Here is a 26,022-nt window from a genome sequence, read left to right on the forward strand (position 1 = left end):
TATTGAAACAAAAACTTGTGATATTTATAATATAATTTGGGCTCGTGTTATACAACAAAAATATAGGAGGGATTTGTTTGGTTGAAAAAATGGTCGAAACGGTGAACGGGTTATTATGGAGCCCTTTCTTAATTGGTTTTATTGTTTGTTGTGGTTTGTATTTTAGCATTCGCACCCGTTTCCTGCAAATTCGCCATGTGAAAGAGATGATCCGGCTTGTGACGACCGGGAAGGGCTCTGACGCGGGGGTCTCGTCCTTTCAAGCGTTAACGATGTCTTTATCCGGCCGTATTGGGGTCGGGAACGTCGCCGGAACGGCAACGGGGATTGCTTACGGGGGACCGGGAGCTGTCTTTTGGATGTGGGTCATTACGTTTATCGGTGCGGCGACGGCGTATGTCGAGTCGACGCTGGCGCAAATTTATAAAGAGGAACGAGACGGGCAGTACCGGGGCGGGCCAGCTTTCTATATTGAAAAGGGCCTTGGCTGGAAATGGTTTGCGGTTGTGATTGCCGCGGCGATCCTTCTCTCCATGGCGGTGTTGATGCCAGGCATTCAAGCGAATTCGATCGCGGATGGGTTTTCGAATGCGTTTGGCGTTCCGAAGCTGATTACAGGAATTATTGTCATTTCGATTCTTGGTTTTACGATTTTTGGAGGGGTAAAGCGGATTGCCAGAACGGCGGAAATTGTCGTTCCGTTTATGGCCGCCGGCTATTTGTTGGTGGCGATTGCGATCATTGCGGTGAATATTGAAAAAGTCCCCGATGTTTTTGGCCTAATTTTCAAAAGCGCGTTCGGCGCTGATCAAGTGTTTGGCGGAATTCTTGGATCGGCCGTGATGTGGGGCGTCAAACGCGGCCTTTACGCCAATGAAGCTGGTCAAGGGACAGGCGCTCATCCGGCGGCGGCGGCGGAAGTATCCCACCCGGCCAAGCAGGGACTTGTGCAAGCGTTTTCAATCTATTTGGATGTGTTCTTAGTCGTGACAGCGACTGCACTGATGATTTTATTTACTAACCAGTATAATGTCATTAATGAAAAAACCGGGGAGCCGATTGTCGTCAACCTTGAAGGGGTAGAACCGGGTGCAGGGTATACGCAAGCGGCGGTGGACACCCTCTTCCCGGGATTTGGCTCGGCGTTTATTGCGATTGCCCTTTTCTTCTTTGCGTTTACGACGATGTACGCCTATTACTATATTGCCGAGACGAACCTCGCTTATCTGGTGCGCAGTGAAAAGAGGGGGAAGGCCTTCTTTGCCCTCAAAGTCATCTTTTTGGCCGCCACTTTCTACGGAACGGTCAAAACGGCGACGACGGCGTGGGCGATGGGCGACATCGGGCTTGGAATCATGGTTTGGCTCAACTTGATCGCGATCTTGTTGTTGTTTAAACCGGCCTATATTGCGCTAAAAGATTATGAGGAGCAGCTGAAGCAAGGCAAGGATCCGGAATTCAATGCGTCAAAATACGGGATCAAGAACGCGACATTTTGGGAAAATGGGTATACGAGAGTGGACGAAAAGAAGGAACAAGCGTTATAAGCCATCATACGTTGTAGAGTTGGAGGTGTCCCGCTGCGTTCGGGACACCGTTTTTGTGCGTCCGGCATCCTGGGAATGGCCGCTTTGGAATCCTGCTAGGCAAAGCGGATATTGGGGAAAAAAGGTTGGCAACAGGAGATGATGACGAAACGGTTGATGAGCTGACGGGGATGGCGGTCGGGAAGATGGAAAAGGGGAGAGGGGGAGGAAGTTTGTTTCGTAAAAAAACCGGCCGCAGGGCCGGTTTTTGTGGAAATTAATGGGTTGTTCCCTTTAGGTCACGAACAAGTTGGGCCAGCGCGTCGTGAATCGGCGTCACCGGTCTGCCGAGCAGTTTTTCAAAGTCGTTGCTTTCGATTTCTAAGGAGCCTTCGCGGATGCCGCGTTGAATGTCCACGAGAAACGACACGAGCGGATCGGGCAAACCAGCCTTTTTCATGATATCAGCATAAGCAGCATCGTCGACTTGTTGCACCGGCACATCTTTGCCTAAGACGGCGCCGAGGGCGGCGGCGAGTTCTTCTTGGGTCATGAGGGGGCCGGAAAGTTCGTAAATTGTGTTTTCATGGCCATCTCCGGCGAGGACGGCAGCGGCGGCTTCGGCGTAGTCTTGGCGAAGGGCCCAGCCGACTTTGCCTGTCCCGGCTGATGTCACCCAAGGCGCCCCGGCGAGGACGGCTTGAACGGTTCCGATTTCGTTTTCCAAATACCAGTTGTTGCGCAAAAAGGAGTACGGAATGCCGGTGTTTGCGATGGCTTCTTCCGTCACCCGATGCACTTCGGCCAAGGCGAGCCGGCTTTTGCTTGCATTCGCCAGGCTTGTGTACGCAATGAATCCGACTTGGGCGAGTTGGGCGGCGTTGACGGCATTTGTGTGCTGGCGGATTCTTGTTTCGTTGTCTCCGTCGGTGGAGATGATCAACAGCCGGTCAATCCCTTGAAAGGCTGTCTCCAACGTTTCGGGGCGGTCAAAATCGCCATGGCGAACGTCGACTCCGCGGGCCCGAAGATGTTCGGCTTTTTCCGGCTGGCGGACGCTGACGGCCAGCTGGTGAGCCGGCACGGATTTCAACAGCGTTTCGACGACTTTCGTTCCTAATTTTCCGGTTGCCCCGGTGACTAATATGTTCATACGCCTAGACCTCCTCATTTGTTTTGTTATAACCAGTTTGGTTACAACCAATGTATAAATAAAAGCCCTGTTAAGAGCTTTTATTATTGAAATTGAGCGATCAGCCGGCTGATCGTCGTTTGCGAAAGCCGCTCTTCCATGGCCGCCTGCGCCGCTTTCAGTTCGGCTTGCAGAACCGCCTCGATATTCCGCCCGACCGGGCACTGAATGTTCGGATGTTCATGGATGCGAAACAGTTGATCCGTTTCCACGACACGGACGGCCCGATACACGTCTAACAGCGTGATTTGGTCGGGAGGTTTGCGTAGCGAAGCGCCGCCGACTCCGGGGCGGACGTCAACCAACCCCGCTTTTTTTAACATGCCCATAATTCGACGGATGATGACAGGGTTTGTATTGACGCTCTGCGCGATGAAATCTCCGGTGCAATCGGCCGGGCTGGTCGCAAGCAAGCAAAGGATGTGCACGGCCATCGAAAATCGTGTGCTAATTTGTTTCACGTAAAACACCACCGTTGTAACCATTATAGTTATATCTTCAGGAAAAGTCAACTTTGGTGCTGGCCGTTTTGGATCAATCGTGCTTCCGGTCGGAAAGGGATAAATCCCCGCCAAAGGTGGCGCCGGAAGGGAAGAGGAGGGAATGCCGTGACGGAAAGGTGCTTTGGATTCGCCCGCTGATCGTGTACAATACATAAAGGGTGACAACATCGTTCATCTCGAAAGGAGGAAAGCCATTGACGAATGGCGAAAAGCAATCATTCATTGCCGACATCCATGAGTTAGATAAAAAAGGAGCCGGGCAGGCGGTTGTTTGGCATGAGCGTGACGGGAAGCAAAAGAAGTTGAAAGTTACCGTACCGTCGACGCTTCCCGGCGAAAAAGTGCGGGTCGTGATCAACGAGCCGAAACGGCGCCGGGCGAACGCCCGCTTGGAAGAAGTGATGGAGCCGCACCCGGAACGGCTTGAACCGCTATGTCCGCATTTTGACCGTTGCGGCGGCTGTGTGTGGCAGCACTGGCACTATGAAGGGCAGCTGCGGCATAAGACCGAACAGGTAAAGGCGTTCCTTGTGAAGCACGGATTTGATCCGGACGTTGTGCGTGAGACGATCGGGATGGAGCGCCCATGGCGTTACCGCAATAAAATGGAGTTTACGTTTTCTCCGGAAGGCTTGCTCGGCCTGCACGAGCAAGGCAACTTCCGGCAAATCATTTCGCTTGAGACGTGCCTGATCGCCGGAGAAACGATGGTCGAAGCGGCGATGGAAGTGGCGCGTTGGGCTCGCGATCATCAATTGACGGGGTATAACAAAGACACGCATGAAGGGTTGCTTCGCCACTTGATGGTGCGCGAGTCGTTTGCGACAGGAGAGTTGATGGCGGCGCTTTTTGCGACCGAGGCGCCGGAAGGGGAGCTGTCGGCAGCGGCGGCCGATTTGACGGAGCGGATGACGAACAAGTTTCCGCAGCTGAAAAGTTTGCTTTGGCTTGAAAACCGGGCGTGGGCCGACCGCACCCAGGCGGAGAAAACGCACGTATTGGCCGGGCGCGATTTCATTTACGACGAATTGTGCGGATTTCGCTACCGCCTTTGGTTTGATACGTTTTTCCAAACGAACCCGGTGCAGGCAGCCAAACTCGTTGAACTCGCGTTGGAGATGGGAGAGCCGAAGCCGCATGAGAAGATGATTGATTTGTTCTGCGGGGTCGGCACGTTTTCCCTGCCGTTTGCCAAGCGGGTGAAGGCGTTGGCCGGCATTGAAATCGTCGAGACGTCGATTGAATCGGCGAAACGAAACGCGAAAGACAACGGCATTGACAATACGTACTTTTTGGCGCGGGATGCGCGGCGCGGGATTGATGAAGTGTTGGAGCAGTTCGGGCGGCCGGAGCTGTTGCTTTTGGATCCTCCGCGTTCCGGCGCGGGCGGAAAAGTGATGCGAAAAATCGGCCGGGCCCAGCCGGAGCGGGTCGTGTACGTCTCGTGCAATCCGGAGACGTTTGCGGCCGATATTGCGGAATTCGTTCCGTTCGGCTATACATTGAAAACCGTTCAACCGGTCGATATGTTTCCCCATACAGCGCACGTCGAGTGCTGTGCGTTGCTTGTCAAATCATCATAAATCAGGAAAAGCCCGTTCCCCTAAGTGAGGGGGAAACGGGCTTTATGATTGTCGATTGGAAAGTCTTTCACCTCCCGGCGTGGCATAAGGGGATAATAGCAAAAAACGGCCCATATTCGCGATTGTTTCGATCGGAAGCGGAAGAAAAAGGTTATATTTTTCAACTACACGAATGTATAATATAATGTGCTGAATATACAGAAAAAATAATCAATTCTTAATAAGGCGGGATGAGCGGTGGATTACTCCATTTCCATCGACGACAAGGCGAGGGAATGGTTGAAGAGAAAAGGCGGTGTACTGACCATTTCAAAGTTTCAAGCGGCCCATTGTTGTGTCCCGGGATCGGAACTTTGGATTGAATTTCGAAAGCCTGAAAATGAAAGCCTTTATGAAAAGATTGTGCAAGAGGGGATTACGTGTTTTATAGAAAAAGGGTTAGAGTGTAAACAAAACCATCTGCACGTAAAGCTGGCCCGCTCCCCTTTTTTTAACACGATTCGGGTGGAAGGGTTCAAATATTTTTAAAGAAGGGGAAGATGGATGGTGGGAGATCGGTTGACTCGTTTTGCCCGTGAGTTGGCTAACAAATTCACCTTATATTTTGATGTATACCGCGACGAACAACCAGGCGATTTCCCCCTTTCGTTTATTGCCCATTACAAACGGAGAGACGAACGGTATATGGTGATGAAAAAGATTAAAGTGTACGGCGTAGAAAACCAACAGCTTGTGTTTGCCGCTGTCGCAAATGAGCCCGTCTCGCTGGAGTTTGTCAGACGATTTCAAGATGTCATCGATCAACATAAACAGCGGTTTATTCAAGAAGATGCGGAACATATGTCTACGATTGTGCTCGGTCTTATTGTTGCGGAGGGCGCGCTCGATAAAGCGGTTTTGAAGGAGGTGAGGAAGTTTCGAAAAGTAAAATTTTTAAAATTCGGTTGGCATGGGTGGGTTGAAACATATGTAGCCATCCTCCATCCCGATCAAAAAACCGTGCATATCCACCCGAAAGGAAGGTCGTTCGTTAAGTCGATCGAAACTTTAATGAGGGAGGATAAAATCAGCCTATGAGCGCGGTGATGTTATTGCTGATTTCGGCTATTGCCTTTATCGTTGCTTATTTTACGTATGGCAAGTATCTGGACCGGAAGCTCGGGGTCGATCCAAACCGGCCGACGCCGGCGGTGGAGATGGCGGATGGAAAGGACTATGTTTCCACCAACCGGCCGGTTTTGCTTGGTCATCATTTCGCCACGATTGCAGGCGGCGGCCCGATTGTCGGTCCGATTTCTGCAACGGTATTCGGTTGGATTCCGGCGGTGCTATGGATTGTGCTAGGAAGTATTTTCTTTGGCGGGGTGCACGACTACGCCTCATTGCAAGCATCGATTCGCCATAAAGCGCAGTCGATCGGGGCAGTAATTAAAGGGTATATCGGCAAGCGCGGCCAAACATTGTTTTTATCATTCTCCACGGCGACCATTATTTTGATTGTCGGTGTGTTTATCGTGCTGGTTGCCGATACGTTTGCGAACGTCCCGGAGGCGGCGACTGCTTCTGTCCTTTTTATTTTCGTTGCGATGCTGTTCGGCTTTTTCGTTAACCAAATGCGCGTTAATTTCGTGTTGGCGAGCGTCATTGGCGTCATTGTCATGTTTGTCTGCGTGTGGACCGGCATGATTTTCCCTATTAAAATGAGCGCTACGTTTTGGGTGTTTTTCTTGATCGCTTATTCTTATATAGCATCCGTGTTGCCGGTTTGGCTGCTGCTGCAACCGCGGGATTATTTAAATTCGTATTTGTTGTACGGTATGATGCTCGGCGGGTTTATCGGTGTTCTTTTCGCGAATCCGACACTTCAGCTTGCCGGGTTTACCGGTTTTTACAATGAGAAGTTGGGTCCGTTGTTCCCAATTCTCTTTATTACGATCGCTTGCGGTGCGATTTCCGGCTTCCACTCCCTTGTAGCGAGCGGTACAACAGCCAAACAGCTCGACAACGAACGAAGCGGCCGCTTCATTGCTTATGGAGGAATGTTGATTGAAGGGTTTTTGGCGGTGATTGTAGTCTGCTCTGTGGCGTATTTGACGACGGAGCAGTTCACGCAGCGGCTCACTGAGTTGGGTGGCCCGATTCCGGCATTCTCTGCAGGTCTTGGTTATTTTATGGGTCATTTTGGCATCCCGGAAACAGTGGGCACGACGTTTGTCGCATTGGCTGCCTCCGCATTTCTCATGACGACGCTCGATTCGGCGACCCGGCTTGGCAGATACGGTGTTCAGGAGCTTGCGGAAGGAAGATCGAAAGCTTTTGCCAACCCGCATGTCGCAACAGGAGTGGTTGTTGTCGGTGCAGCGGCGTTGGCGCTTTCCGGAACGTGGAGTGATTTATGGCCGCTGTTCGGTTCCGCCAATCAAATGCTTGGTGCGTTAGCGTTGCTGGCGGTAAGCGTATGGCTTGTGAAAAGAGGGACGAAGTCGTGGTTTACGATTATCCCGATGGTATTTATGTTTATTGTGACGCTTTCCGCTTTGTTGGTTTTCATGAGAACGAATTTCCTGGGCGGCAACATTTTCCTTGCAGTCTGCGGATTTATCTTGTTTGTTCTATGCATCTTCCTCGTCATTGAGGCGTACCGTTCATTTACTAAACCGAAAGATACAGATACGACGGTGAAGGTGTAAAAGGCGGAAGGTCATAACAAGATTGGTGAAACATCCCCTTTCAGCAGACTTTTGTTTAGTGAAAGGGGATGTTGTTGCGTGATGCGGTGGTTGTTAGGGAGCGCATTGGACTTTCTTCATGCAATCCCCTAATATCCCGTTCACAAAGAGCATAATATTCCCTTCTTCTGTTGTCATGCGTTTTGGCTGACGCCAACCGAAATTCATCTCCCACCTACTCACTCCGTTGCACCTTTCACGTTTCTTGAGGTGGGAGACTTTTTTTGGAAATCTGCTAAAAATAACAAAGCTTCTCACATGTCTTCATCAAGTAAAACAAGAAGGATTTTAGTTGCCACCCGCTCGTTTTGCATGAAATTCAGCTTCGATGATGACGGTAGTTTTTTCTTTGCGTCTCTTCGCATATTCCGCTGTTGCGGTGAAAAGAACATCGGAAGAGGAGTTCAGGGCCGTTTCACATGAATCTTGCAACACGCCAATGATAAAACCAACCCCTACTACTTGCATGGCAATATCATTTGGGATGCCAAACAAACTGCATGCCAACGGGATAAGGAGAAGCGAGCCGCCCGCGACGCCGGATGCCCCTGCAGCAGCGATGGTGGAAAGAATGCTAAGAATCAGCGCTGTACCTAGATCGACTTCAATCCCCAATGTGTGAACCGCAGCAAGCGTCAACACGGAAATCGTAACGGCGGCGCCAGCCATATTAATCGTTGCGCCGAGAGGGATCGAGACCGAATACGTATCTTTGTTTAATCCGAGTTTTTCAGCCAAATTCATATTGACCGGAATGTTTGCGGCCGAGCTGCGCGTAAAGAAGGCGGTCATTCCGCTTTCCCGAATGCATCTCCAAACGAGCGGGTACGGATTTTGGCGAATGTTCACAAAGACAATCAGCGGATTCATGACGAATGCCACGAAAAACATCGTCCCAAGAAGAACGGCCAATAACTTTCCGTACTCGATGAAAGCGGAAAGCCCGTTGGTGACCATCGCGTCAAAAACAAGCCCCATGATTCCGATAGGTGCCAAATTGATGACCCATGTGACAATGTTTGAAATGGCGTCAGAAAAACTGGCGATGACGTTTTTGACCGTCTCCGGTGCAGGTCTTAATGCGATACCAAGCAGCACCGCCCAAGTCAGGATGCCGATATAATTCGCATTGATCAGTGCATGAATAGGGTTATCAACAATATTAAGCAACAATGACTGAAGTACCTCTGTTATGCCGCTAGGGGGAGAGATATCTTTCGCCCCTTCAGCTAAAGATAAATGAACCGGAAAGATGAAGCTGGCCACGACGGCGGTAAGACCGGCTAAGAACGTGCTGGCCCCGTATAGGACAAGAATGTGTTGGATATTTGTTTTTTGCCCGCTTTGATGGCGGGAAATGGCGGAGATCACGAGAAAGAACACCAATACGGGTGCGACGGCCTTTAGAGCGCTGACAAACAAGGAACCAAAAATGGACACCCATTTTGTTGATTCCGGGACGGCCATGGCGAGGACAATCCCGATGATGATACCGACAAGGATACGTTTGACAAGGCTAAGCTGATTCCACCTTACAATGAGTTGCTTCATAACGTTCCTCCTGACAATCATGGATGGTCGTATAAGAATGAAATTCACCGTACATACACAAGTGTTTTCTAGCGGTGAACAAACACTATTTTAACATGAATATTAGTAATTAACGAATAGATTGTTATATGCGAATAGTTTAAATTATCCAAACATTCGAGCCAGCTTTTTCTCAATGATGGCTTTCCGCACTGTGGTCTTCCCAGAGGCAGTTCCTCCGCCAATGAGAATGGCTATCGGTTTTTTTCCTTTTTGAGGAGAAGAGGCCTGGTTCACGATCGTATTGACAATGCTCATATGCAAGGCGTGTCGCTGGGGATGATATTTCCCATCTTTAATCGAATACATTTCCTTTGTGCTCTTGGCTTCCGGGCGATTCCGTTGCCGTTTTTGTACGAATGTCTGCGTTACGCTGCATAGTGTTTTGATGATCTTCATCGTTTTTGTTCCCCTCCCGAAGGCATCTCCCGCTTTTGGCGGTGAAAAGGGATATGGCTGCTAAGTGCGGGGGATGTTCCTTTGTTCGTACTAAATTGTATGCGTAAAAGAGAAGGGGGATCGCAATAGTTCCAAATTGGACAAGCGGGTAAAGCGCGCCCATTGTATACCGTTGGTGTTGAGTTCAAGAGAACTCGTGTCTGGGATGGTTGAACAAAGCGAGACTTTAATCGCGATGGGGCTGGCACCGGTTGCAAAGCAAAAAGCTCACTGAACTCAAGCCATATGAATCAAAATAAACAAAAGGAGTGTGTGGTGCAATTTGAAATTGTAGTAATGCGGTTTTTACAGAACAGTTGGGTCAACTGCACGGAAAATAGACAAGCTGCTGGATATGTTCAACTTTTTCACTGCATCCGTATAGCACATAGTACAAAAGGGCCGAGTGGCCCCTTCGTTTTTTGCCTCTTTTAGCTCAGCTATGCCGACCAATCGCATTCGCCAACCGTTGTGGCAATGAAGCGACATCGCTCGGCCCATAGGTGAACCGGACAAGCGTTTCGTCCATATCAAGCGCTTCGGAAAGCAATCCAGCAAATCCGCGCGCTTTCCGGTCGATTTCTAATATGACCTCAACCCCATGCTCGGAAACGAAGAAAATGGCTTCCAGTTCGTCAAGTCGGCCTTTGAACGGTCCGCTTACCGGCTTGAATTCAAACTCTTGGACAAACGGCAGCCGCCGTTGCCAATAGCGCGGCGCTTGTTCGCATTGTACATGACGGAGGCGGAAGCCTAACTGACGGACTGCCTCAAGAAACGCCTCGACGAGCGGATGCGGCTCGATGGCAAGATAGTCGCGGTCTTGCGGGTCGAGCGCCATTTTAATGTCAAGGCCGGTTTGCAGCCATACACGCGACGTGCCGACCGTGACCGGCACATCGTACGGCAAGGCGAATTGAAACGGGATCGTCTTTGTTTCATTCGGTCCGATTGTCAGCGAGTCGCTCACTTTGTAGCGCGCCAGCACGGCTTTTTCTTCGAATTTCTTATCATCGATTTCGCGGATGTACGTTGTGACTAGTGCCAAATAAATTTCATCGATATGCTGTTCGACGTTGCCGCCACGAATGTCGACAACCCCCTCGACGGTTTCCCCCTGGACGTATTGTGCTTTTGTCAGTTTCGTATCGACTGTGGCAGATCCGATGCCGATGGAGCTTAATAGTTTTTTGAACAATAGGTTCTCCCCCTTTTTGGTTATGTTTCGTCTCGTTTGGGAATACGCGGTTCCTAGTAAAAAGGTTCCATTTTTGTTATAACATAATGTTCGGAGGGGTTCCACTATTTTGGAAAACAAAGAGGTTTTTGCTAAAATGGCGCATATGGATGAGAAGGGCGGGTTATGAATGAAACGGGTCATTCACGTCGTCGGGGCAGCCATCTTCAATGAACAAAGGGATGTGTTATGCGCGTTGCGTGCGCCAAATATGTCGCTTCCAAACGTGTGGGAGTTTCCCGGCGGCAAGGTGGAGAAAGGGGAAAGTCCGGAAGCAGCCTTAGTTCGGGAAATTCGCGAGGAGCTTGGCTGCACCGTTTCAGTTGGCAAGCTGCTGGCTGATGTGTTTCACGAGTACGAACATGCCGTGATTCATTTGCGCACATACGAAGCTCACCTGACCGATGGGGTGCCGCGGGCGCGGGAGCATGCCGAACTCCGATGGGTGCCGCTCTCTCAGCTTCGTGACCTAGCATGGGCGCCGGCTGACCTCCCCACCGTTGAAGCGCTGCTAGAAAAGGGTCGTTCATAGGCAGGCAAGGCATCGAGTGGGGGATGGGGCAACGGTTGTATTCAACGAACAAGCCTGTTGGCGGCTGCCCTCCCGGCAGTTCCAACAGGCTTGTTTTCTTGCCCGCTGTCTAGCGGACGCGCGACGGTTCATCCGCGGCGGTGCACGCTTCGGCCAGGGCGAGGTCGGCGGCGGCGTCTTCTGCCGTCACAAGGCCGCGCTCATTTTGGTTTTCGATCAAGCGGCAAAAGTCAAGAAAGCGCGCTTGAGCGATTGCCTCATACCAGCCATGGCGGTCTGAGAGTGTGATCGTGCGCTCATATGGGATGCGCGGGGCGGCCGGCGATGCAACAGGCGGTGCCAGGCGGTCGGCAGCATGCCTCATTGGTTCGATGGCGTCGGCGTATGGATGTTTCGGAATGGCATCAAGCAAGGCGTCAATATATGCCGCTTCATCGGCCGAGACGAGGCCGGAGACGGACAGCTGCATCGGAATCCAGCCGTCAAGCACGATGCGGCCGCGTTTCGTATGAATGTGCCAGTGCGTTGATTCAGGAGCGGTCGGGTCCATTGTAAAGCCGTGGTAATAGTGGACCGGGACGAGCCGGCCGTTGTTTTCATGAATCACCGTGGCGCCGACGCGCGGCCGTGTGCCGTCCTGTTCGTGCAAGGCGAACCCTTGCGCCTTGACGGCTTCACCGAACCAGTGGCGGCCGACTTCGAAAAAGTGGACGCCATGCTCAATGAAAATGCCGCCGCTTTGCCGTTCATCCCAAAACCAATGGCCGTTTGCCACGCGGTGAACGGCGTTGTGCAAGCTTGCGTAATCGACGTCTCCGAGCGATGAATGACGAATAAGCTGGCAGATGGCTTCTATGAGCGGATGGTAGCGCAAGACGAGATTGACAGCCAACGCCCGCCTGCGGTTTTCGGCCAGTTCGATGTTGGCTCGAAGCGTCTCGGCGGTGAGGCCGCCCGGTTTTTCAAGCAACACATGTTTCCCTGTTTCGAGCGCCCGCTTGGCAAGCGGGGCGTGCAAGTGCGGTGGGGTAGTGAGAATAACGATATCAAGATGTGGATCGTTTATCAGTTCTTCGGCTTGACGATATTCCCGCACGCCGTCAATTTGCGGATTGCGGGAATGGTAGGCGGCAATAACGCGCCGGCGCTTTTCATCCGTTCGCCCGGCGACAGCGGTGAGATGAAAGGAAGGAAGCGGGGCGAGCGCGGCGGCTAAAAATTCAGCAAACGCACCGGCGCCGGCGATACCGACACGGTAACAGAAAGATGAAGAAATCATGGCGTATTCTCCTCCTCCCTTACATATATATATAGCATTACCAATCTCCATTATACCGCAAAGATAAGGGAGGGGAGGAGTTCGGGCTCCTAAACTTGTAAACAATTGATGATTCATCGACACCATCCGACAATCATTTCGCTTGCGTAAGAGAAGGAATATTATGTATATTATTATTAGCAACCATCACAACCGAGTGCTAGCAATCTATGAACTACTTTCATTTTCTCGCTCATCCATCAAGAATTGTGTCTAGTTTTGTAAAAAAAAACGTATGGAGGGATGACGAAATGAAGGCATTGTTGCTGGCAGGAGGATTAGGCACACGTCTTCGTCCATTGACCGAGAATATCCCCAAACCGATGGCCCCGATTGCGAACCGGCCATGGCTTGAGCACCTCATCGTTCATCTTCGCGACCAAGGAGTTAACGAATTTGTCATCGCTGCCCATCATTGTTCAGAAGTGATCCGCCGTTATTTCGGCGACGGGAAGGAGCTGAACGTCAACATTACATACGCGCTTGAACCGTTCCCGCTCGGAACGGCCGGGGCGATTAAAAATGCCGAACGTTGGCTTGACGAACGGTTCCTCGTGTTTAACGCCGATATTGTGCATTTGCCGCAATTGCTTCCTCTGCTTGATTTCCACCGCCAGCATGGCGGCCTTGCGACCATTGTGTTAACAGAGGTTGACGACCCCTCTTCCTATGGCGTCGTGGAACAAGACGACCGTGGGCAAATTTTACGCTTTATTGAGAAACCGCGCCGTGAGGAAGCGCCGTCCAACCGGATCAATGCCGGCATGTATATTTTGGAGCCGGACGTGATGCGCTACATTCCGGCTGAGCAGGAAGTATCGATTGAACGCGAAACGTTCCCGCTTCTTATTGAGAAGAACGCCGGTGTCTATGGCACTGTCAGCAGCGGCTATTGGCGCGACATGGGTACGCCGGCCCGTTACCGCCAAGTGCATTGGGATGTGTTGAGCCGGGAATTTCCGTTGCCGATCAAAGGGCGCGAGATTCAGCCGGGCGTGTTTGTTGGAGAAAATGTCAAGGTTAGTTCGGGTGTACTGTTTGTACCTCCTGTGCTAATTGGAAATAATGTAAAAATCGGCCATCAAACAGTCATTGGCCCGTATGCCGTTATCGGTGACCATTGTCAAATCGGTGCCCGCGTCCATTGCGCGCAGACAATTGTCTGGGATCGCTCCCTCATTCGTGATCGCAGCCGGTTGCAAAACAGTATTTTCGGCTACCGGACGGTGACGACAGCTGGAGAAGTATTCGAAGGTTTGATTATCAATCAGTTTAAGGAGGCGGTGCAAGCATGACCCGAATTGCGTACGTCAGTACATATCCGCCGCGCAAGTGCGGATTAGCCACGTTTACGGAACATCTTCGCCAAAGCATTGATAGTGTTCGCGGATCGTCAGAGGGCGACCGGGTGATTGTCCTGTATAACGAAAACGATGGTGATGATGTCTATCGCGGCAACCCGGCATATTGGCCGCTTCCGGCGCAACAGCGCGCCGCTTATACAGAGATGGCGAAACGGGTGAATGAAAGTGAGATTGATGTTGTTGTGTTGCAACACGAATTTGGTATTTTCGGTGGCGAGGCCGGTGAATACATTCTCGATTTCATCGCGGCGCTCGAAAAGCCGCTCGTGACGACGTTCCATACGGTGTTTGCCGACCCCATGCCGCCGTATCGCCCGATTCAGGAGAAGATCGCGGCGGCGAGCGATGCGATCATCGTCATGAACCGGCAGGCGATTCCGTATTTGGTCAAAGCGTTTGGCTTGTCGGAAAAGAAAATCGTCTATATCCCGCACGGCGCTCCAGGACCAAGCCCCGAGAACCGCGAATGGCTGCGGCGCCGTCTTGGATTTAGCGGGCGCAAAGTGATGTTCACCTTTGGGCTGTTAAGCCGCGGCAAAGGGATTGAGTCAGTGCTCGCCGCGCTGCCGGGCGTCATCCGCCGCGTGCCGGAAACGTTGTATGTCATCGCTGGCCAGACGCATCCAGAGGTGAAAAAGCGGGAAGGCGAGGCATATCGCGAGGAGTTAAAAGCGCTGATTCACCGATTGGGGCTCGATGGCCATGTCCGCATGGAGGATCGGTATTTCAGCGAGGAAGAGTTGATTGATTATTTGACGGCGTGCGATTTGTACGTCACCCCGTACCCCGGCATGCAGCAAATTACAAGCGGCACGCTCGCCTATGCAGTCGGCGTCGGCCGTCCGGTCATTTCGACGCCGTATGAGCATGCGCGCGATTTGTTGCAGGGCTGCGGGGAGTTGCTGTTGCCGTATGGCGACACCGCCCGATGGGAAGAACGGCTTGGGCAGCTGTTGGCCGATGAGGCGGCGTTAAAACGTTGGGAAGAAACCGTACGCCAAATCGGGGTGAACACGCATTGGCCGCGCGTCGGCGAACAGCATATCGCCTTGTTTGCGCGCGTGTGCGCCGCGAAACGCGGGGAGGTGAAGGCGGTTGACTTTGTCAGTCATTAAGTTCGACCATCTCGAGCGCATGACTGACGACACCGGGCTGCTCGAGCATAGCCTCGGTCGCATTCCACGGCGGCGCGAAGGGTATTCGACCGACGACAACGCCCGCGCCATATGGGGGTGTCTCGAGTGGCTGGCATTGCTCGATGATCAAGAAACAAGGGAGCGGCTGTATCGTCTGCTTGACCGGTATTTAGCCTTTTTGCTGTGGGCGCAAAACGATGATGGGACGTTCCATAACAACTTTTTCTTCGATCGGACGAAAGAGGAAGAGACGCCGTCAGACGACTGCTTTGGGCGGTCGTTTTGGGCGTCGGCGATAGCGTATATACAATTGGAAGACCTGGCACGGTGTGAGGCGGCCGCGGACATGCTGAGGCGGGCGCTGCCAGCGGCATGGGAGCTTCGCTCGCTGCGCGGCGTCGCTTGGGGACTGGCGACGTGCAGCGTTTTGCTCAAAGAGGAGAGAGCGCCCGGCATCGATAAGGAAGAGTTGACTGCGTTGGCGGAGCGGTTTGAGCGGAGGCTGCTTGCGGCCTACGAGACGCACGCGGACGCCGACTGGCGTTGGTACGAGCCGGAGCTGACCTATGGAAACGGGGTGCTGCCATGGGCGCTTTGGACGGCGTACCGGCGCATGCCAAGGCAAGAGGTCAGGAAGGCGGCGGAAGAAAGTCTCAACTTTTTGATCGAGAAGATGAGCGGACCGGCGGGCGTCATTCGCCCGGTCGGCAACCGCGGCTGGTGCAGCCGTCGCTACCGCGCCGATTGGGATCAGCAGCCGCTCGATGTGATGAAGCTCGCCCTGGCGGCGCGCGAGGCGTATTGGGCGACGGAAGAGAAGCGGTATCGTGACGTTGTCCGTCGTTGCCTTGCATGGTTTTATGGAAACAATGATGGCCGCGTTCCATTGGCTGACCAAAGCGATGGCAGCTGTTGCGATGGGCTTGGTCCAAACGGCCCGAACCCGAATCGGGGGGCAGAGTCGACGTTATCCTACTTATTAACGGCAGCAATTGCTCAGTCGATTTCGGTGGAGGTGGTTATGGATGAGCTTTTCAGCAATGAAACAATTCGCATGGCCAGCACACGTGTTTAAAGAATACGATATTCGCGGGCGCGCCGGCGAGGAGCTTGACGAGCCGTTTGCGTATTGGCTCGGACGGGCTTTTGCCGACATGATGCAAAAGGAAGGGGAAAAGAGGGCGGTTGTCGCCCATGACAATCGCTTGTCGTCGCCGGCGTTGCATCGGTCGTTAAAGGACGGTTTGCTCGATGGCGGGTGCGATGTTGTGGACATTGGGCTGTCGACGACGCCGATGTTCTATTATAGTCTGCACTATACGCATATCCCATGCGGTATGATCGTAACCGCCAGCCATAATCCAGGCGATGAGAACGGGTTTAAAATCGCCATGGGAAAAACGACGATTTACGGTGAGCGCATTCAAGCGCTGCGGCGCGCGATGGAGCGTCTTGCAAAAGAGCAACCGCGGCCTAAGACGCCGCGGGGACGGGAGGAAATGCTGAGCTTTGTTCCGGCGTATAAGGACATGCTGGCGGAAAAAATTAAACTTGGCCCGCGGAAGCTGAAAGTGGTTGTCGACTGCGGCAACGGCACCCCGTCGATCATAGCGCCGGACGTGCTGAAGGCATGGGGATGTGACGTCATTCCGCTTTACTGCGAATCCGATCCGACGTTCCCGAATCACCACCCGGATCCGGTCGTGCCGGAAAACTTGGTTGATTTGATTGAAACGGTGCGCAAGGAGCGGGCCGATCTCGGTTTGGCGTTTGACGGTGACGGCGACCGGATTGGCGTTGTGGATGAAACCGGTGCGATCCGTTGGGGCGATCAGCTTATGATTTTGTTCTGGCGTGAGATTCTCAAGCATCACCCGGGGGCCGAGGCGCCGGTTGAAGTCAAATGCTCGCAGGCGCTTGTTGAAGAAATTGAGCGGCTTGGCGGGAAACCGTTCTTCCATCGCACCGGCCACTCGCACGTCAAAGCGACGCTGCGCCGCAACCCGACGATTCCATTTGCCGGCGAAATGTCGGGTCATTTGTTCTTCAATGATGAATTTTATGGCTATGACGACGCGTTGTACGCCGCCGGCCGGCTGCTTCGGCTATTGTCGCACGATGTGCGCCCGCTGTCGGCGTGGTTCGCCGACGTGCCGCAGTACGCCGCGACACCGGAGACGCGCGTCGCTTGCCCGGAAGAGAAAAAAGCGGCCGCCATTGCCAGAGTAAAAGAGAAATTTGCCGGCCGTTTCCCTGTTGTTGATGTGGATGGCGCCCGCATTCAGTTTCCGGACGGCTGGGGATTGGTGCGGCCTTCGAATACACAGCCGATTCTCGTCTTGCGCGCTGAAGCGAGGACGGAAGAAACATTGGCGCAAATCAAGCAGCAGCTGGCTGATTGTTTGCGCACGCTCGAGTTGTCGGTCGACTGGTAATAAATATGGCAAAACCATAAACAAGCTAGTTGTTGACAGCCGTTTCCCCGGCGCCGGCCGCCCGTTTCACTGCGGGGGCTGCGCCGGGTTGTTTTGCCATAGGGGGTTGAAACTTGATTTCTTGCAGTGCGTTTGTCCATAATAGGTAAGGATAAAAAAATGTGTTTTAGGAGAGTTGAGGGCAAATTGACGATCAATAAACTATTGCAATATGTCCAAGACGCATATGCGGCATTAACGGAGTTAAGCATGATTATCGTGGATCATGACGGCAATCCGGTCACAAAAGTATCGAACATCACCGAGCTGGCGGAGCTCGTTTTATTTGTCGCGAAAAAGGGATCCCTATCGTTTTTTTGCCCTCGGGAGCCGGCGGTTGACGGGTGGCAGCGGCCGGTTGTTGTTCCCGTTGGGCATTTAGGAGTGAAAAGCATCATTGCCCCTGTGGTTGTCGATGGAAAGGCAGAATATTGGATTTGGGCGGGTGCGTTTGTTGAGGAAGAAACGAAATGGTTGATTTGCGAACAGCCACTTTCCGATGCCCGCGAGTGGGCGTCAGCCATTGAACAGGCGAACGCACTGCCGGCTTGGGCGGTCGAGGCTAAGCTCGGCGAAATCGAAAAGATGGCAGCCATATGCGGAGAATTGATCTGCAGTGAGCGCCGTAAGCAGAAATACAATGAGTACGGACAGCTACTTAAAGCGGCGGTAACCGATCGTTCTGCCCTAAATGGCGTAGATAAGCTGCTTCACCAGCTGCGCAAGATGGACGAACGCCTCGATATGGCGTTGTATATCGGAAAGCACCGGCAAGGATGGCTGGTGACGGCAACGAGCGGTGAAAAAGCCGGACAGCTATACGGCAAAGCGGTCGACGAACTGTTTCCGCCGCTTTCCTCCCCCGAGATGTCGCGCTATCCTGCCTATTTTCAAGATGCTGCACTAGATCCGCGTTTTTCGTTTTTGGTTCGTCATGGCATCCGCCCGAAGGCGATGGTCGTGTATCCGGCGATGTATGAAGAAAAACTGGAAGGGTGGGTGATTGTTGGAAGTGAGACCGCTTCCTCCCTGCCAGACACGATCAAGCCGCTTGGCGCCGTGCTTGTTCAACATTGGCATTTGCTTGCCAAATGTGAGACTGCTAATATGAAAATGAACCGTCATTTCATGCGTTTGGCGATGCTAATGGAAATTGGCCGGGCGATGCGTGTGGTGCAAAAAGAAGAAGAAATCGTCCGTATGATGGCCGAATTCGCGATCGAGCTTGCCTACGGCGACTTCGTTTGCGCCATATGGTGCGGAGATGGCAAGGCCGTCACCGTTCATGAAGGGGAAATTTCCGCCAAGATGTTGTCTTGTTACCGGGATGACGTGCTCCGCCGCTATAGCCGGGGTATTGCACAGTCGGCGAAAAGCCACGTTCCCACATTGCGTCAAGTAGGAGACAAAACAGTGATGGAAGTGCCGTTTTTTTCCCGCGACGGCCACTTTGGCGTTCTTGCCGTCCATTTAAAGGAAACGGACGAAGCGAAAGAGGCGGAAGTGTACATGACAGCGCTAGTGTCTGTTGGAATGATGATGATGAATAGCGCGGCTCAAGCCAAGGACGGACAGACGGCTAATGTTCAAATGTTGTCCGAACAGTTGACGGCTCGGGAGATGGATGTGTTGGAACTGCTCGTCCAAGGCTGCAGCAACCGCGAAATTTCAGAACGGCTGTTCATTAGTGTTCATACAGTGAAAAATCATATCACGAATATTTTTCAAAAGATCGGAGTCAATGACCGTTCACAGCTTATTGCTCTTGTGTATCAGTTAAGTCACCGTCGGCAGCGTCATTAGGGAGCATCATCGGACGATAGGATCCATGATGTTCCTTTTTTAACATTTTGCTGTATTCGAAAACGATCATAAGGTCAAAAAGAGCAGGAAATTGGAATGAAACCCATTTTGTATTATAATGATTAATGTAGTAAATAAGAACTATTTTTTCTATCAATGTGGAATAATAAGGAAGAAAAAATAGCATTCCAATCTGTTTTTCCTAGCGTCAGGGCGTGCTATAGTAAAAAGGTTGCCATTGTTGCATTTGACTGCGCGTGCAAGCACAGAAAGATAGGGGAATGCCGATGAAGCATGTCATCATGATCCGAACAATGACGATCATGAAAACAGCAGATATTTTAAAAGCGATGGACATTACTGAACAGCTGGCAAACGAGGTAGGGTTTTTGCCACGCGACTGCCTCTTTCTTCGCTTGGCGACGGAGGAAGCGTGTATGAATGCGTATGAATATTGTCAAAAAACAAGAAGATTACCGTTTAAAATATTTTGGAAAATGGATACAGCCCGGTTCACGATTATTGTCAAGCAGCGAGGAGGGTGTTTTTCCGCCGTCAAAACCGATGGCGTTAACACCGGGCCGCGCGGCAGAGGGTTGCAACTGATCGCTCACATTGTCGACAATGTATACGTGAAACGAGCGGGAAATAACGTCTTGCTTTGCATGTGTAAATGTAAAGAAAATGAGTGACCATTGGAGGAAGCAGGATGGAGATGAGACAAGGGGCAATTTGCACACTGACATGGACGGAAGATATTACATTAAATAATGTTGAATCGTTCCGTCAAGCGCTTGAACAGCTGTTGACCGAACGGGCTGACCAGTTGATCGTGAACATGGAGGCGGTCAGCTACATCAACAGCGCCGGACTTGGCATGATCGCCGACAGTGTGATGGCAGCCAGAGCCCGGCAAAAAGAGCTGGTCGTTGCCGGGGTAAAAGGGTCGCTCGCGGAAATTTTTCATATTGTCAAATTTTCTTCGTTTATCAAATTATTTGCTACAGAGAAGGAAGCGATCGATTATTTCAGCGGAGAATGACGTTCTATGAGTAATGGGTTTTTAGAATATCTTCGACATCAAGAAGACTTTACATGGCGGGAGTTGCTCGGCAGTCTCGAAAAAATGAATATGCTGTTCGGGCCGCGTGATGATGTATACTGGTTGGCGATGCCAGATAAAAGAAAAATATTATTCATTTCTTCGTCGTGTGAGCAGCTATACGGCCTGCCTCCGGCCACCTTTTATCATGACGGGGACGTATGGAGCAAAGTATCGCATCCTGATGATCGTGCCAAGGCGGAGGAAAAATGGGTGGCTTCTTCGAACGCCGAAGCGAATACGCAAACATATCGCATCATTAACCAGCGTGATGGGTCTGTGCGCTGGGTGCTTGAGCGGACGTCCCTTGTGCTTGGTCAGGCGGGGGATATCAAACTGATGAGCGGCTTTGTCACGGACATTACTGAGGAGAAACGGAACGGGGATCAGCTCCGGCTTGCGGAGCAAGTGTACGCCGCCATAGAGCAGGCGATGCTCGTGACCGATGCCGAGTTCGCTATCCGGTTCGTCAACCCGGCGTTTACGAACATTACCGGCCATAGTGCGGAAGTGATCGGCCAGCCGTTGCAAACACTGTATGCCGGTTACTACGATGCCTGGTTTTACGAAGTAGTCAAAACCGGGATCGAGGAAAGCGGGGAATGGCGCGGACGCGTGCGTTGGCGGCGGAAAAACGGATCCGTGCATGTCAGACCAACGACGGTGCGGCCCGTTCATGCTCCGGAAGGGGAGATTGTCTTTTATTTGTTTTTGTTTTCCGGCCCGTTCCGTGGGACAGCTTACGTTGAGGCGATGAAGGACGATTTAAAGCTGGCCCGCGAAGTGCAAAAGCGTGTATTAAGCAAACCGTTATCAACCAACGGGATCGGTATCGCTGGAACATACATCCCATCGCAGGAACTAGGCGGCGACATGTATGCCTGGTATCCGATCGACCAACAACGGTATGGCATTTTTTTAATGGACGTGATGGGACATGGAGCGGCAGCTTCGCTTATTTGTATGTCCGTGCGCTCGCTTCTTAACGGCATCATCCGCAAAGGGATCGTCCCGAAAGAAGTGTTCCGCGAGCTGAATCGTCATATGCACCAGCTGTACCACGAAAATGGGGGAATGACGTATTATTTCACTGCTGTATATGTCCTTGTCGATGTGAAGAAGCGAACGATCGAGTATGCATCGGCCGGCCATCCGCCCGGGTTTTTGTTTCAGCCGGATGGCACGGTGGCCGAATTGGATCGCGGTTGCGCGCCGATCGGACTGCTCCCGCGCCTTTTTATCGATAGCGGTCGTCTGCACTATGAACCCGGGGCGACGCTCGTGTTGTATTCCGATGGGGTCATTGAAGGGGGAGCGGGTTCGATCCGGCAAAATATCGGAGAGTTCCGCGACGCGCTAGCGCCATACGTCTCTCTCGACGAGCGTGCACTGTTGGCCCACCTGCGTCGCCATTTTGCCCAAAAAGGACCGCTTCCGGACGATTTCTCAGCGGTGGTCGCTAAGCTTAGGTAGAGAAGGAAAGAGAAGTTGCCTGTATCGGTCGGCGGCTAGTTTAAGAATCGGTCATGATATGTGTTTGGCCTTCCTGTTTCCGAATAAAACGGATGTCCCGCCTCAGGGGCATCCCTTCCCCATTTCACGAAAAGACCAACAAATTCATTCCCGCTATCAACACAATCAAGGAAGCCAGTTTTTTGATCCGTGTATGCGGGAGACGTTCAAACCATTTCAGGCCGATGTGTACGCCGGCCAATACGGCCACGATGCCAAGCAAAAAGTAAAGAGCGAATGAACCGGTAAAGTCGCCGTGAATCCCATGCAAAATGATCGTAAAACTGTTCATGATGATAAAGGATGCTTGAAGATTGGCATTATAGCGTTCCTTTTCCTTATAGCGCATCAGAAAATAAAAGACAAAAAAAGGTCCGCCTACAGCGAAAATTCCTCCGATCATTCCGCCGGTCAAACCGATCAACATAGGAAAGAGGGGCTTTTCAAACGACGGGGTATAGGTGTTTTTTTCACTTACATAAAGATAAACAACCATTCCAATGAGCACGAGGCCCAGCAATTTTCTCATCATCTCAGTCTCGCCATAGAAGCTTAGGATAAAGAATGACAATACGCGGCCCGCCAAGGCGAAACTCAAGATAGAAAGGAGATCTTTGACCTGAATATATTTTCTGAACTTGACCGCCACGTGAAGCGATATAACGATTGTCAAAGCCAACACTAATAATGTGCTATTCTTAAAGGGTAATAAAATTGGCAAAAGCCCCATGGAAAACAAGCCGAAGCCAAATCCGCTCGCCCCTTGGATAAAACTGCCGACAAAAAGAATGGCCAATACGAAAAGAAGTTCCCACATGCAATGTCATGCCTTTCTTTATAAAATGAAATGACGCTGTTTGCCTATGTCCGCCTGCCGCTGCCCGATCCTTCTTAGTTTACTATATACGGATTTTTCACCAATACTACTTTTAGGGAAAACTTTTCGCCTTTGTCGGTCCAAAACGGGCTAAGAAGCTTTAGGAAGAAAGTTGTGGATTTCTCCCCTGAATTTAGGCTAAAATGAAGACAATTGTACTGTCGGTGGCGAATACAATATAGAAAAGCCAGGAGGAGGGGAAGGCATATGACGGTGACGAACCCGGCTGGATTTTGGAAGCGGCTGTTGGCTAACTTGTTAGACGCTATTGTAGTCGGCATTCCGATTTCGATCATCGGCTATTTGATTACAGGCAGCGGGGAAACGAACTGGTTTACGTCATTGGCAAACTTGCTTTACGCCTTAGTTGTTCCAGCGGTGTGGTACGGGTATACGGTTGGCAAGCGGATGATTGGCATCCGGATCGCCAAGGTGAACGGCGGCAAAGTCGGTATTGGCACGATGTTTTTGCGTTCGTTTGTCGGCGGATTGATTTATTTCATTACCTTTGGCATCGGCCTGATCATTAGTGCCATTATGGTGGCGGCAAGGGAAGACAAACGGTCGATTCACGATTTTATCGCCGGCACGTATGTCACAACGGACAAACCGACCGCATAAACAATGAAAAAAGCGGGCTTCCAAATAGAGGCCCGCTTTTTTAACTTGAGGAATCAAGATAAATAAAGTCCGGGTGCGGGTGGCTTAAAAAGTCATGGTGGGAAATGTCCCAGCCATAGGCACCGGCATAGCGGAATAATACGATGTCACCGACGCGCAGGCGGGCGCAAGGCACATCCCGGGCCAATATATCGTTTGGTGTGCACAACTCACCGGCTAACGTCACCCGTTCGCCGAACAAAGATGGACGGTCAAACGGGTAACGCCATTCGTTGATCGGAATGATGAGAAAAGGGTGGTTCATTTTCCATGCCGCCGGCAGCCGGAGATGGTGGATGCCGCCGCGGAGAATGGCAAAATACGTTCCGTAATTGTTTTTTAAGTCGAGCACCTCAGCCGCGTAGTAGCCGTTATGGGCGGCGATCAAGCGGCCAAGTTCGAAAATGACCGTCCAATGCGGAGAGGCATGGCGGCGCAGCAACAAATGTAGTTCTTTGGCAAACCAATCCCAACGAAACTGCCGGTCCGGGTCGTTGTAATGGACGCCGACTCCGCCTCCGACGTTAACGAACGAAAACGGCCGCCCGTATGTTTTTTCCGTTTGCCTAACGAATGACAGGCACGTTTCGATAAAGGCAAGATGGGCCTGCTCGTCGGTATGATTGGACATGGCGTGAAAATGGAACCCTTGCAGATCAATAGACGGAAGCGCCAGCGCTGTGCGAATCGCTTCGCCGATATGCCATTCGTCGAGGCCGAACTGGGTCGGTTTTCCCGCCATATGCAACGTAGCGCCTGGGGCGGTTTGGCGCAAATTGACCCGCAGGAGCACGCGTGCGGTCGTTTGCCGCTCGGCGGCGATCCAGTGGAGCCGCTGCAGTTCCCATATGCTTTCGACATGAATGAGGGCTACACGCGCCTCGGTTGCTGCGATGAGTTCTTCGTCTGTTTTTCCCGGTCCGCCAAAAATGACCGGGGTGTCGGCAAACAGGCGGCGGACTTTTTGCAGCTCGCCGCCCGAGGCTACTTCAAACCCGGCCACATGCGGCTGGATCGCCTGTAAGACGCGCGGATCCGCGTTTGCCTTGACGGCATAAAAAAGTCGGACGGAAGGGGGAAGCGGGGCGGATAGCCTGGCTGTATGGGCGCGCAAGCCTTCCAGGTCATACACATAGGCGCAGAGCGGAGCCTGCTGTTTTGTCTTGTGATCCGTGATCACTTGAATGACGTCGCTTAATCGTTCCATGTTCTTCCTCCTGTAGAGATGTTCCATAGTTCTTTTCGCCGCCAAAAGATAAGCACACAAAGAAGGCAGAGCCCCCCCATCGCATAGCCGGCCGTTTTTACCCCGGCGTACTCGGCGACGGCGGTAAGCAAAAGCGTGCCGAGCGGGATGAACCCGCGGTCCATTAAGGCGATGCTCATAATCCGTCCGCGTAGGCGATCCGGAACGGTCAGCTGAACGGCTAGGCGGCATAGCGTCCGATACAGCTGACCGGTCAGCCCGGCCAGCGCCATCGCAGCCAAGCAAAGCCACTTATGTTCAAACGAGACGATCCATAGAAGCAACGATAAGGAAAAGGCAAGCAATGAAACGATCAGCCATTTGCCGACCGCCTCAACCGGCCGGAAGGAAAGCCAGATCGTACCGAGCAACGCACCGACGGACGAGACGGAAAGCAGCAAGGCGAAATCCCCGGCGCCACCTTCGGACAACGCCTCAACGAGGAGCGGGGTTATCGCTGAATAAGCGAAACCGAACATCATCGGGATGATCGAAAGGGCAAGCAACGCCTGAATGAGCGGGGTGCCCTTGATATAACGGATGGCTTCCCCTTTGTCGCTTCCTGCTGAGCGTGCAGCCGGTTGGTGGGGGCCGCCCTCCTTTAAAAAGGATACCGCGAGGGCGGCGACAACGAGCATAGCGCTATAGACGACAAGCAGCGGGATGCCATCCATCGAAGCGAGCCACCATCCGGCTGCTGCCGGTCCGGCGATCTTTCCGATATGAAGCGCGGCGGTATGCAGTGAAATGGCGCTCGAGAGCGCCGCGCTCGGAACAAGATGAGCGATGTATGCATTGCGTGCGGCCGTTTCCACGGCCATAAAGACCGAACGGACCAAGACGGCGGCCAACAGCCAAACGAATGAGAACGCTTCATGCAGCAGCCAGGCGATTGCCAACGTGGACGCGGCCATGCCAAGCAAGGAAGCGGCGAGCACATGGCGCCGGGGCAGACGGTCGGCAAGCACCCCGCCGAGCCAACTGAATAGAAAGATCGGCAGCAACCGGCAGGCGTGCAGAACGCCGAGGTCGAGCGGCGAGCGGGAAAGCTGCAGCACGGCCCAGTTTAAAACGATGAAATCAGCCCACTCCCCGATGCGCGCCGGCAGTGTCCCGGCCCAATACACACGGAACGGGCGCCAAAACAGCGCGAAGGAAGGGGACGGTTTTTTCCATATAAGAAGCATATCGATTTCCCCT

The 26,022-nt window shown here is 52.2% G+C and carries 24 protein-coding genes; 15 read left to right on the forward strand and 9 right to left on the reverse strand.

Going from position 1 to position 26,022, the window contains the following annotated elements; all coding sequences use genetic code 11:
• The first annotated feature begins 77 nt into the window (after positions 1-77).
• Positions 78-1,547 (forward strand): alanine/glycine:cation symporter family protein, encoded by a 1,470-nt coding sequence (locus ACTVDO_RS11950; RefSeq protein ID WP_442901594.1) that lies wholly within the window; start codon positions 78-80, stop codon positions 1,545-1,547.
• 256 nt (positions 1,548-1,803) lie between these two features.
• Here ACTVDO_RS11950 and ACTVDO_RS11955 read toward each other — a convergent pair whose 3' ends face one another.
• Together ACTVDO_RS11955 and ACTVDO_RS11960 are read right to left on the reverse strand one after the other, a co-directional pair.
• Complete coding sequence (locus ACTVDO_RS11955) at positions 1,804-2,679, reverse strand: SDR family oxidoreductase (RefSeq protein ID WP_442901595.1); 876 nt, start codon at positions 2,677-2,679, stop codon at positions 1,804-1,806.
• A gap of 83 nt (positions 2,680-2,762) precedes the next feature.
• Complete coding sequence (locus ACTVDO_RS11960) at positions 2,763-3,179, reverse strand: Rrf2 family transcriptional regulator (protein ID WP_033011350.1); 417 nt, start codon at positions 3,177-3,179, stop codon at positions 2,763-2,765.
• 236 nt (positions 3,180-3,415) lie between these two features.
• On the opposite strand from ACTVDO_RS11960, the gene rlmD reads away from it, so the two are divergent.
• From rlmD to ACTVDO_RS11980, 4 genes are all read left to right on the forward strand, one after another.
• Positions 3,416-4,804: a 23S rRNA (uracil(1939)-C(5))-methyltransferase RlmD gene (rlmD, locus tag ACTVDO_RS11965; protein ID WP_020958556.1), complete on the forward strand. Its 1,389-nt coding sequence runs from the start codon at positions 3,416-3,418 to the stop codon at positions 4,802-4,804.
• Between the two features lie 237 nt (positions 4,805-5,041).
• Entirely contained in the window at positions 5,042-5,332 is a 291-nt protein-coding gene (locus ACTVDO_RS11970) for a CC/Se motif family (seleno)protein (RefSeq protein WP_442901596.1), read from the forward strand.
• Positions 5,333-5,347: 15 nt separating this feature from the next.
• A complete protein-coding gene (locus ACTVDO_RS11975; RefSeq protein ID WP_442901597.1) occupies positions 5,348-5,881 on the forward strand; it encodes a hypothetical protein in 534 nt (177 codons plus the stop codon).
• Positions 5,878-7,494 (forward strand): carbon starvation CstA family protein, encoded by a 1,617-nt coding sequence (locus tag ACTVDO_RS11980; protein WP_442901598.1) that lies wholly within the window; start codon positions 5,878-5,880, stop codon positions 7,492-7,494. Before ACTVDO_RS11975 ends, ACTVDO_RS11980 begins: the two co-directional genes overlap by 4 nt.
• A gap of 327 nt (positions 7,495-7,821) precedes the next feature.
• On the opposite strand, the gene sstT is transcribed toward ACTVDO_RS11980, so the two are convergent.
• The 3 genes from sstT to ACTVDO_RS11995 all read right to left on the reverse strand — a co-directional run bounded on the left by sstT (position 7,822) and on the right by ACTVDO_RS11995 (position 10,759).
• Complete coding sequence (gene sstT / locus ACTVDO_RS11985) at positions 7,822-9,084, reverse strand: serine/threonine transporter SstT (RefSeq protein WP_020958561.1); 1,263 nt, start codon at positions 9,082-9,084, stop codon at positions 7,822-7,824.
• A gap of 144 nt (positions 9,085-9,228) precedes the next feature.
• Positions 9,229-9,522, reverse strand: coding sequence for a zeta toxin family protein (locus ACTVDO_RS11990; protein WP_442901599.1), 294 nt, complete (start codon positions 9,520-9,522; stop codon positions 9,229-9,231).
• A gap of 475 nt (positions 9,523-9,997) precedes the next feature.
• The gene (locus tag ACTVDO_RS11995) at positions 9,998-10,759 is read right to left on the reverse strand and encodes a sporulation protein (RefSeq protein ID WP_020958563.1); all 762 of its coding nucleotides are present in this window, start codon (positions 10,757-10,759) and stop codon (positions 9,998-10,000) included.
• 169 nt (positions 10,760-10,928) lie between these two features.
• On the opposite strand from ACTVDO_RS11995, the gene ACTVDO_RS12000 reads away from it, so the two are divergent.
• A complete protein-coding gene (locus ACTVDO_RS12000; protein ID WP_020958564.1) occupies positions 10,929-11,330 on the forward strand; it encodes a (deoxy)nucleoside triphosphate pyrophosphohydrolase in 402 nt (133 codons plus the stop codon).
• 109 nt (positions 11,331-11,439) lie between these two features.
• Here the strand turns inward: ACTVDO_RS12000 and ACTVDO_RS12005 are convergent, their stop codons facing one another.
• Positions 11,440-12,609 (reverse strand): Gfo/Idh/MocA family protein, encoded by a 1,170-nt coding sequence (locus ACTVDO_RS12005; protein ID WP_442901600.1) that lies wholly within the window; start codon positions 12,607-12,609, stop codon positions 11,440-11,442.
• A gap of 290 nt (positions 12,610-12,899) precedes the next feature.
• Between ACTVDO_RS12005 and ACTVDO_RS12010 the strand changes: the two genes are divergently transcribed.
• From ACTVDO_RS12010 to ACTVDO_RS12045, 8 genes are all read left to right on the forward strand, one after another.
• Positions 12,900-13,943 (forward strand): sugar phosphate nucleotidyltransferase, encoded by a 1,044-nt coding sequence (locus ACTVDO_RS12010; RefSeq protein WP_442901601.1) that lies wholly within the window; start codon positions 12,900-12,902, stop codon positions 13,941-13,943.
• The gene (locus ACTVDO_RS12015) at positions 13,940-15,127 is read left to right on the forward strand and encodes a glycosyltransferase family 4 protein (protein ID WP_020958567.1); all 1,188 of its coding nucleotides are present in this window, start codon (positions 13,940-13,942) and stop codon (positions 15,125-15,127) included. The genes ACTVDO_RS12010 and ACTVDO_RS12015 overlap by 4 nt, the downstream gene beginning before the upstream one ends.
• Complete coding sequence (locus ACTVDO_RS12020) at positions 15,108-16,223, forward strand: glycosyl transferase (RefSeq protein WP_442901602.1); 1,116 nt, start codon at positions 15,108-15,110, stop codon at positions 16,221-16,223. The genes ACTVDO_RS12015 and ACTVDO_RS12020 overlap by 20 nt, the downstream gene beginning before the upstream one ends.
• Positions 16,174-17,583 carry a phosphomannomutase/phosphoglucomutase gene (locus ACTVDO_RS12025; RefSeq protein WP_442901603.1) on the forward strand — a complete coding sequence of 470 codons (1,410 nt, stop codon included), beginning with the start codon at positions 16,174-16,176 and terminating at the stop codon, positions 17,581-17,583. The genes ACTVDO_RS12020 and ACTVDO_RS12025 overlap by 50 nt, the downstream gene beginning before the upstream one ends.
• 159 nt (positions 17,584-17,742) lie before the next feature.
• Positions 17,743-19,425 (forward strand): LuxR C-terminal-related transcriptional regulator, encoded by a 1,683-nt coding sequence (locus ACTVDO_RS12030; RefSeq protein ID WP_051391555.1) that lies wholly within the window; start codon positions 17,743-17,745, stop codon positions 19,423-19,425.
• A 287-nt stretch (positions 19,426-19,712) separates the two neighbouring features.
• Positions 19,713-20,117 (forward strand): ATP-binding protein, encoded by a 405-nt coding sequence (locus tag ACTVDO_RS12035; RefSeq protein ID WP_020958571.1) that lies wholly within the window; start codon positions 19,713-19,715, stop codon positions 20,115-20,117.
• A 17-nt stretch (positions 20,118-20,134) separates the two neighbouring features.
• The gene (locus ACTVDO_RS12040) at positions 20,135-20,467 is read left to right on the forward strand and encodes an STAS domain-containing protein (protein WP_020958572.1); all 333 of its coding nucleotides are present in this window, start codon (positions 20,135-20,137) and stop codon (positions 20,465-20,467) included.
• A 6-nt stretch (positions 20,468-20,473) separates the two neighbouring features.
• Entirely contained in the window at positions 20,474-22,000 is a 1,527-nt protein-coding gene (locus ACTVDO_RS12045; RefSeq protein WP_020958573.1) for a SpoIIE family protein phosphatase, read from the forward strand.
• Positions 22,001-22,124: 124 nt separating this feature from the next.
• On the opposite strand, the gene ACTVDO_RS12050 is transcribed toward ACTVDO_RS12045, so the two are convergent.
• Positions 22,125-22,856, reverse strand: coding sequence for a sulfite exporter TauE/SafE family protein (locus ACTVDO_RS12050; RefSeq protein WP_020958574.1), 732 nt, complete (start codon positions 22,854-22,856; stop codon positions 22,125-22,127).
• A 267-nt stretch (positions 22,857-23,123) separates the two neighbouring features.
• Between ACTVDO_RS12050 and ACTVDO_RS12055 the strand changes: the two genes are divergently transcribed.
• Positions 23,124-23,537, forward strand: a complete 414-nt coding sequence (locus ACTVDO_RS12055; protein ID WP_020958575.1) for an RDD family protein — start codon at positions 23,124-23,126, stop codon at positions 23,535-23,537.
• A 40-nt stretch (positions 23,538-23,577) separates the two neighbouring features.
• Here the strand turns inward: ACTVDO_RS12055 and ACTVDO_RS12060 are convergent, their stop codons facing one another.
• Entirely contained in the window at positions 23,578-24,783 is a 1,206-nt protein-coding gene (locus ACTVDO_RS12060; RefSeq protein ID WP_020958576.1) for a type III PLP-dependent enzyme, read from the reverse strand.
• On the reverse strand, positions 24,771-26,009 hold the full coding sequence (locus tag ACTVDO_RS12065) for an MFS transporter (protein WP_442901604.1): 1,239 nt from the start codon (positions 26,007-26,009) through the stop codon (positions 24,771-24,773). The genes ACTVDO_RS12060 and ACTVDO_RS12065 overlap by 13 nt, the downstream gene beginning before the upstream one ends.
• Positions 26,010-26,022 lie beyond the last annotated feature (13 nt).

Origin of the sequence: Geobacillus sp. BK01 (assembly GCF_052220245.1) — a bacterium.
GTDB lineage: Bacteria > Bacillota > Bacilli > Bacillales > Anoxybacillaceae > Geobacillus.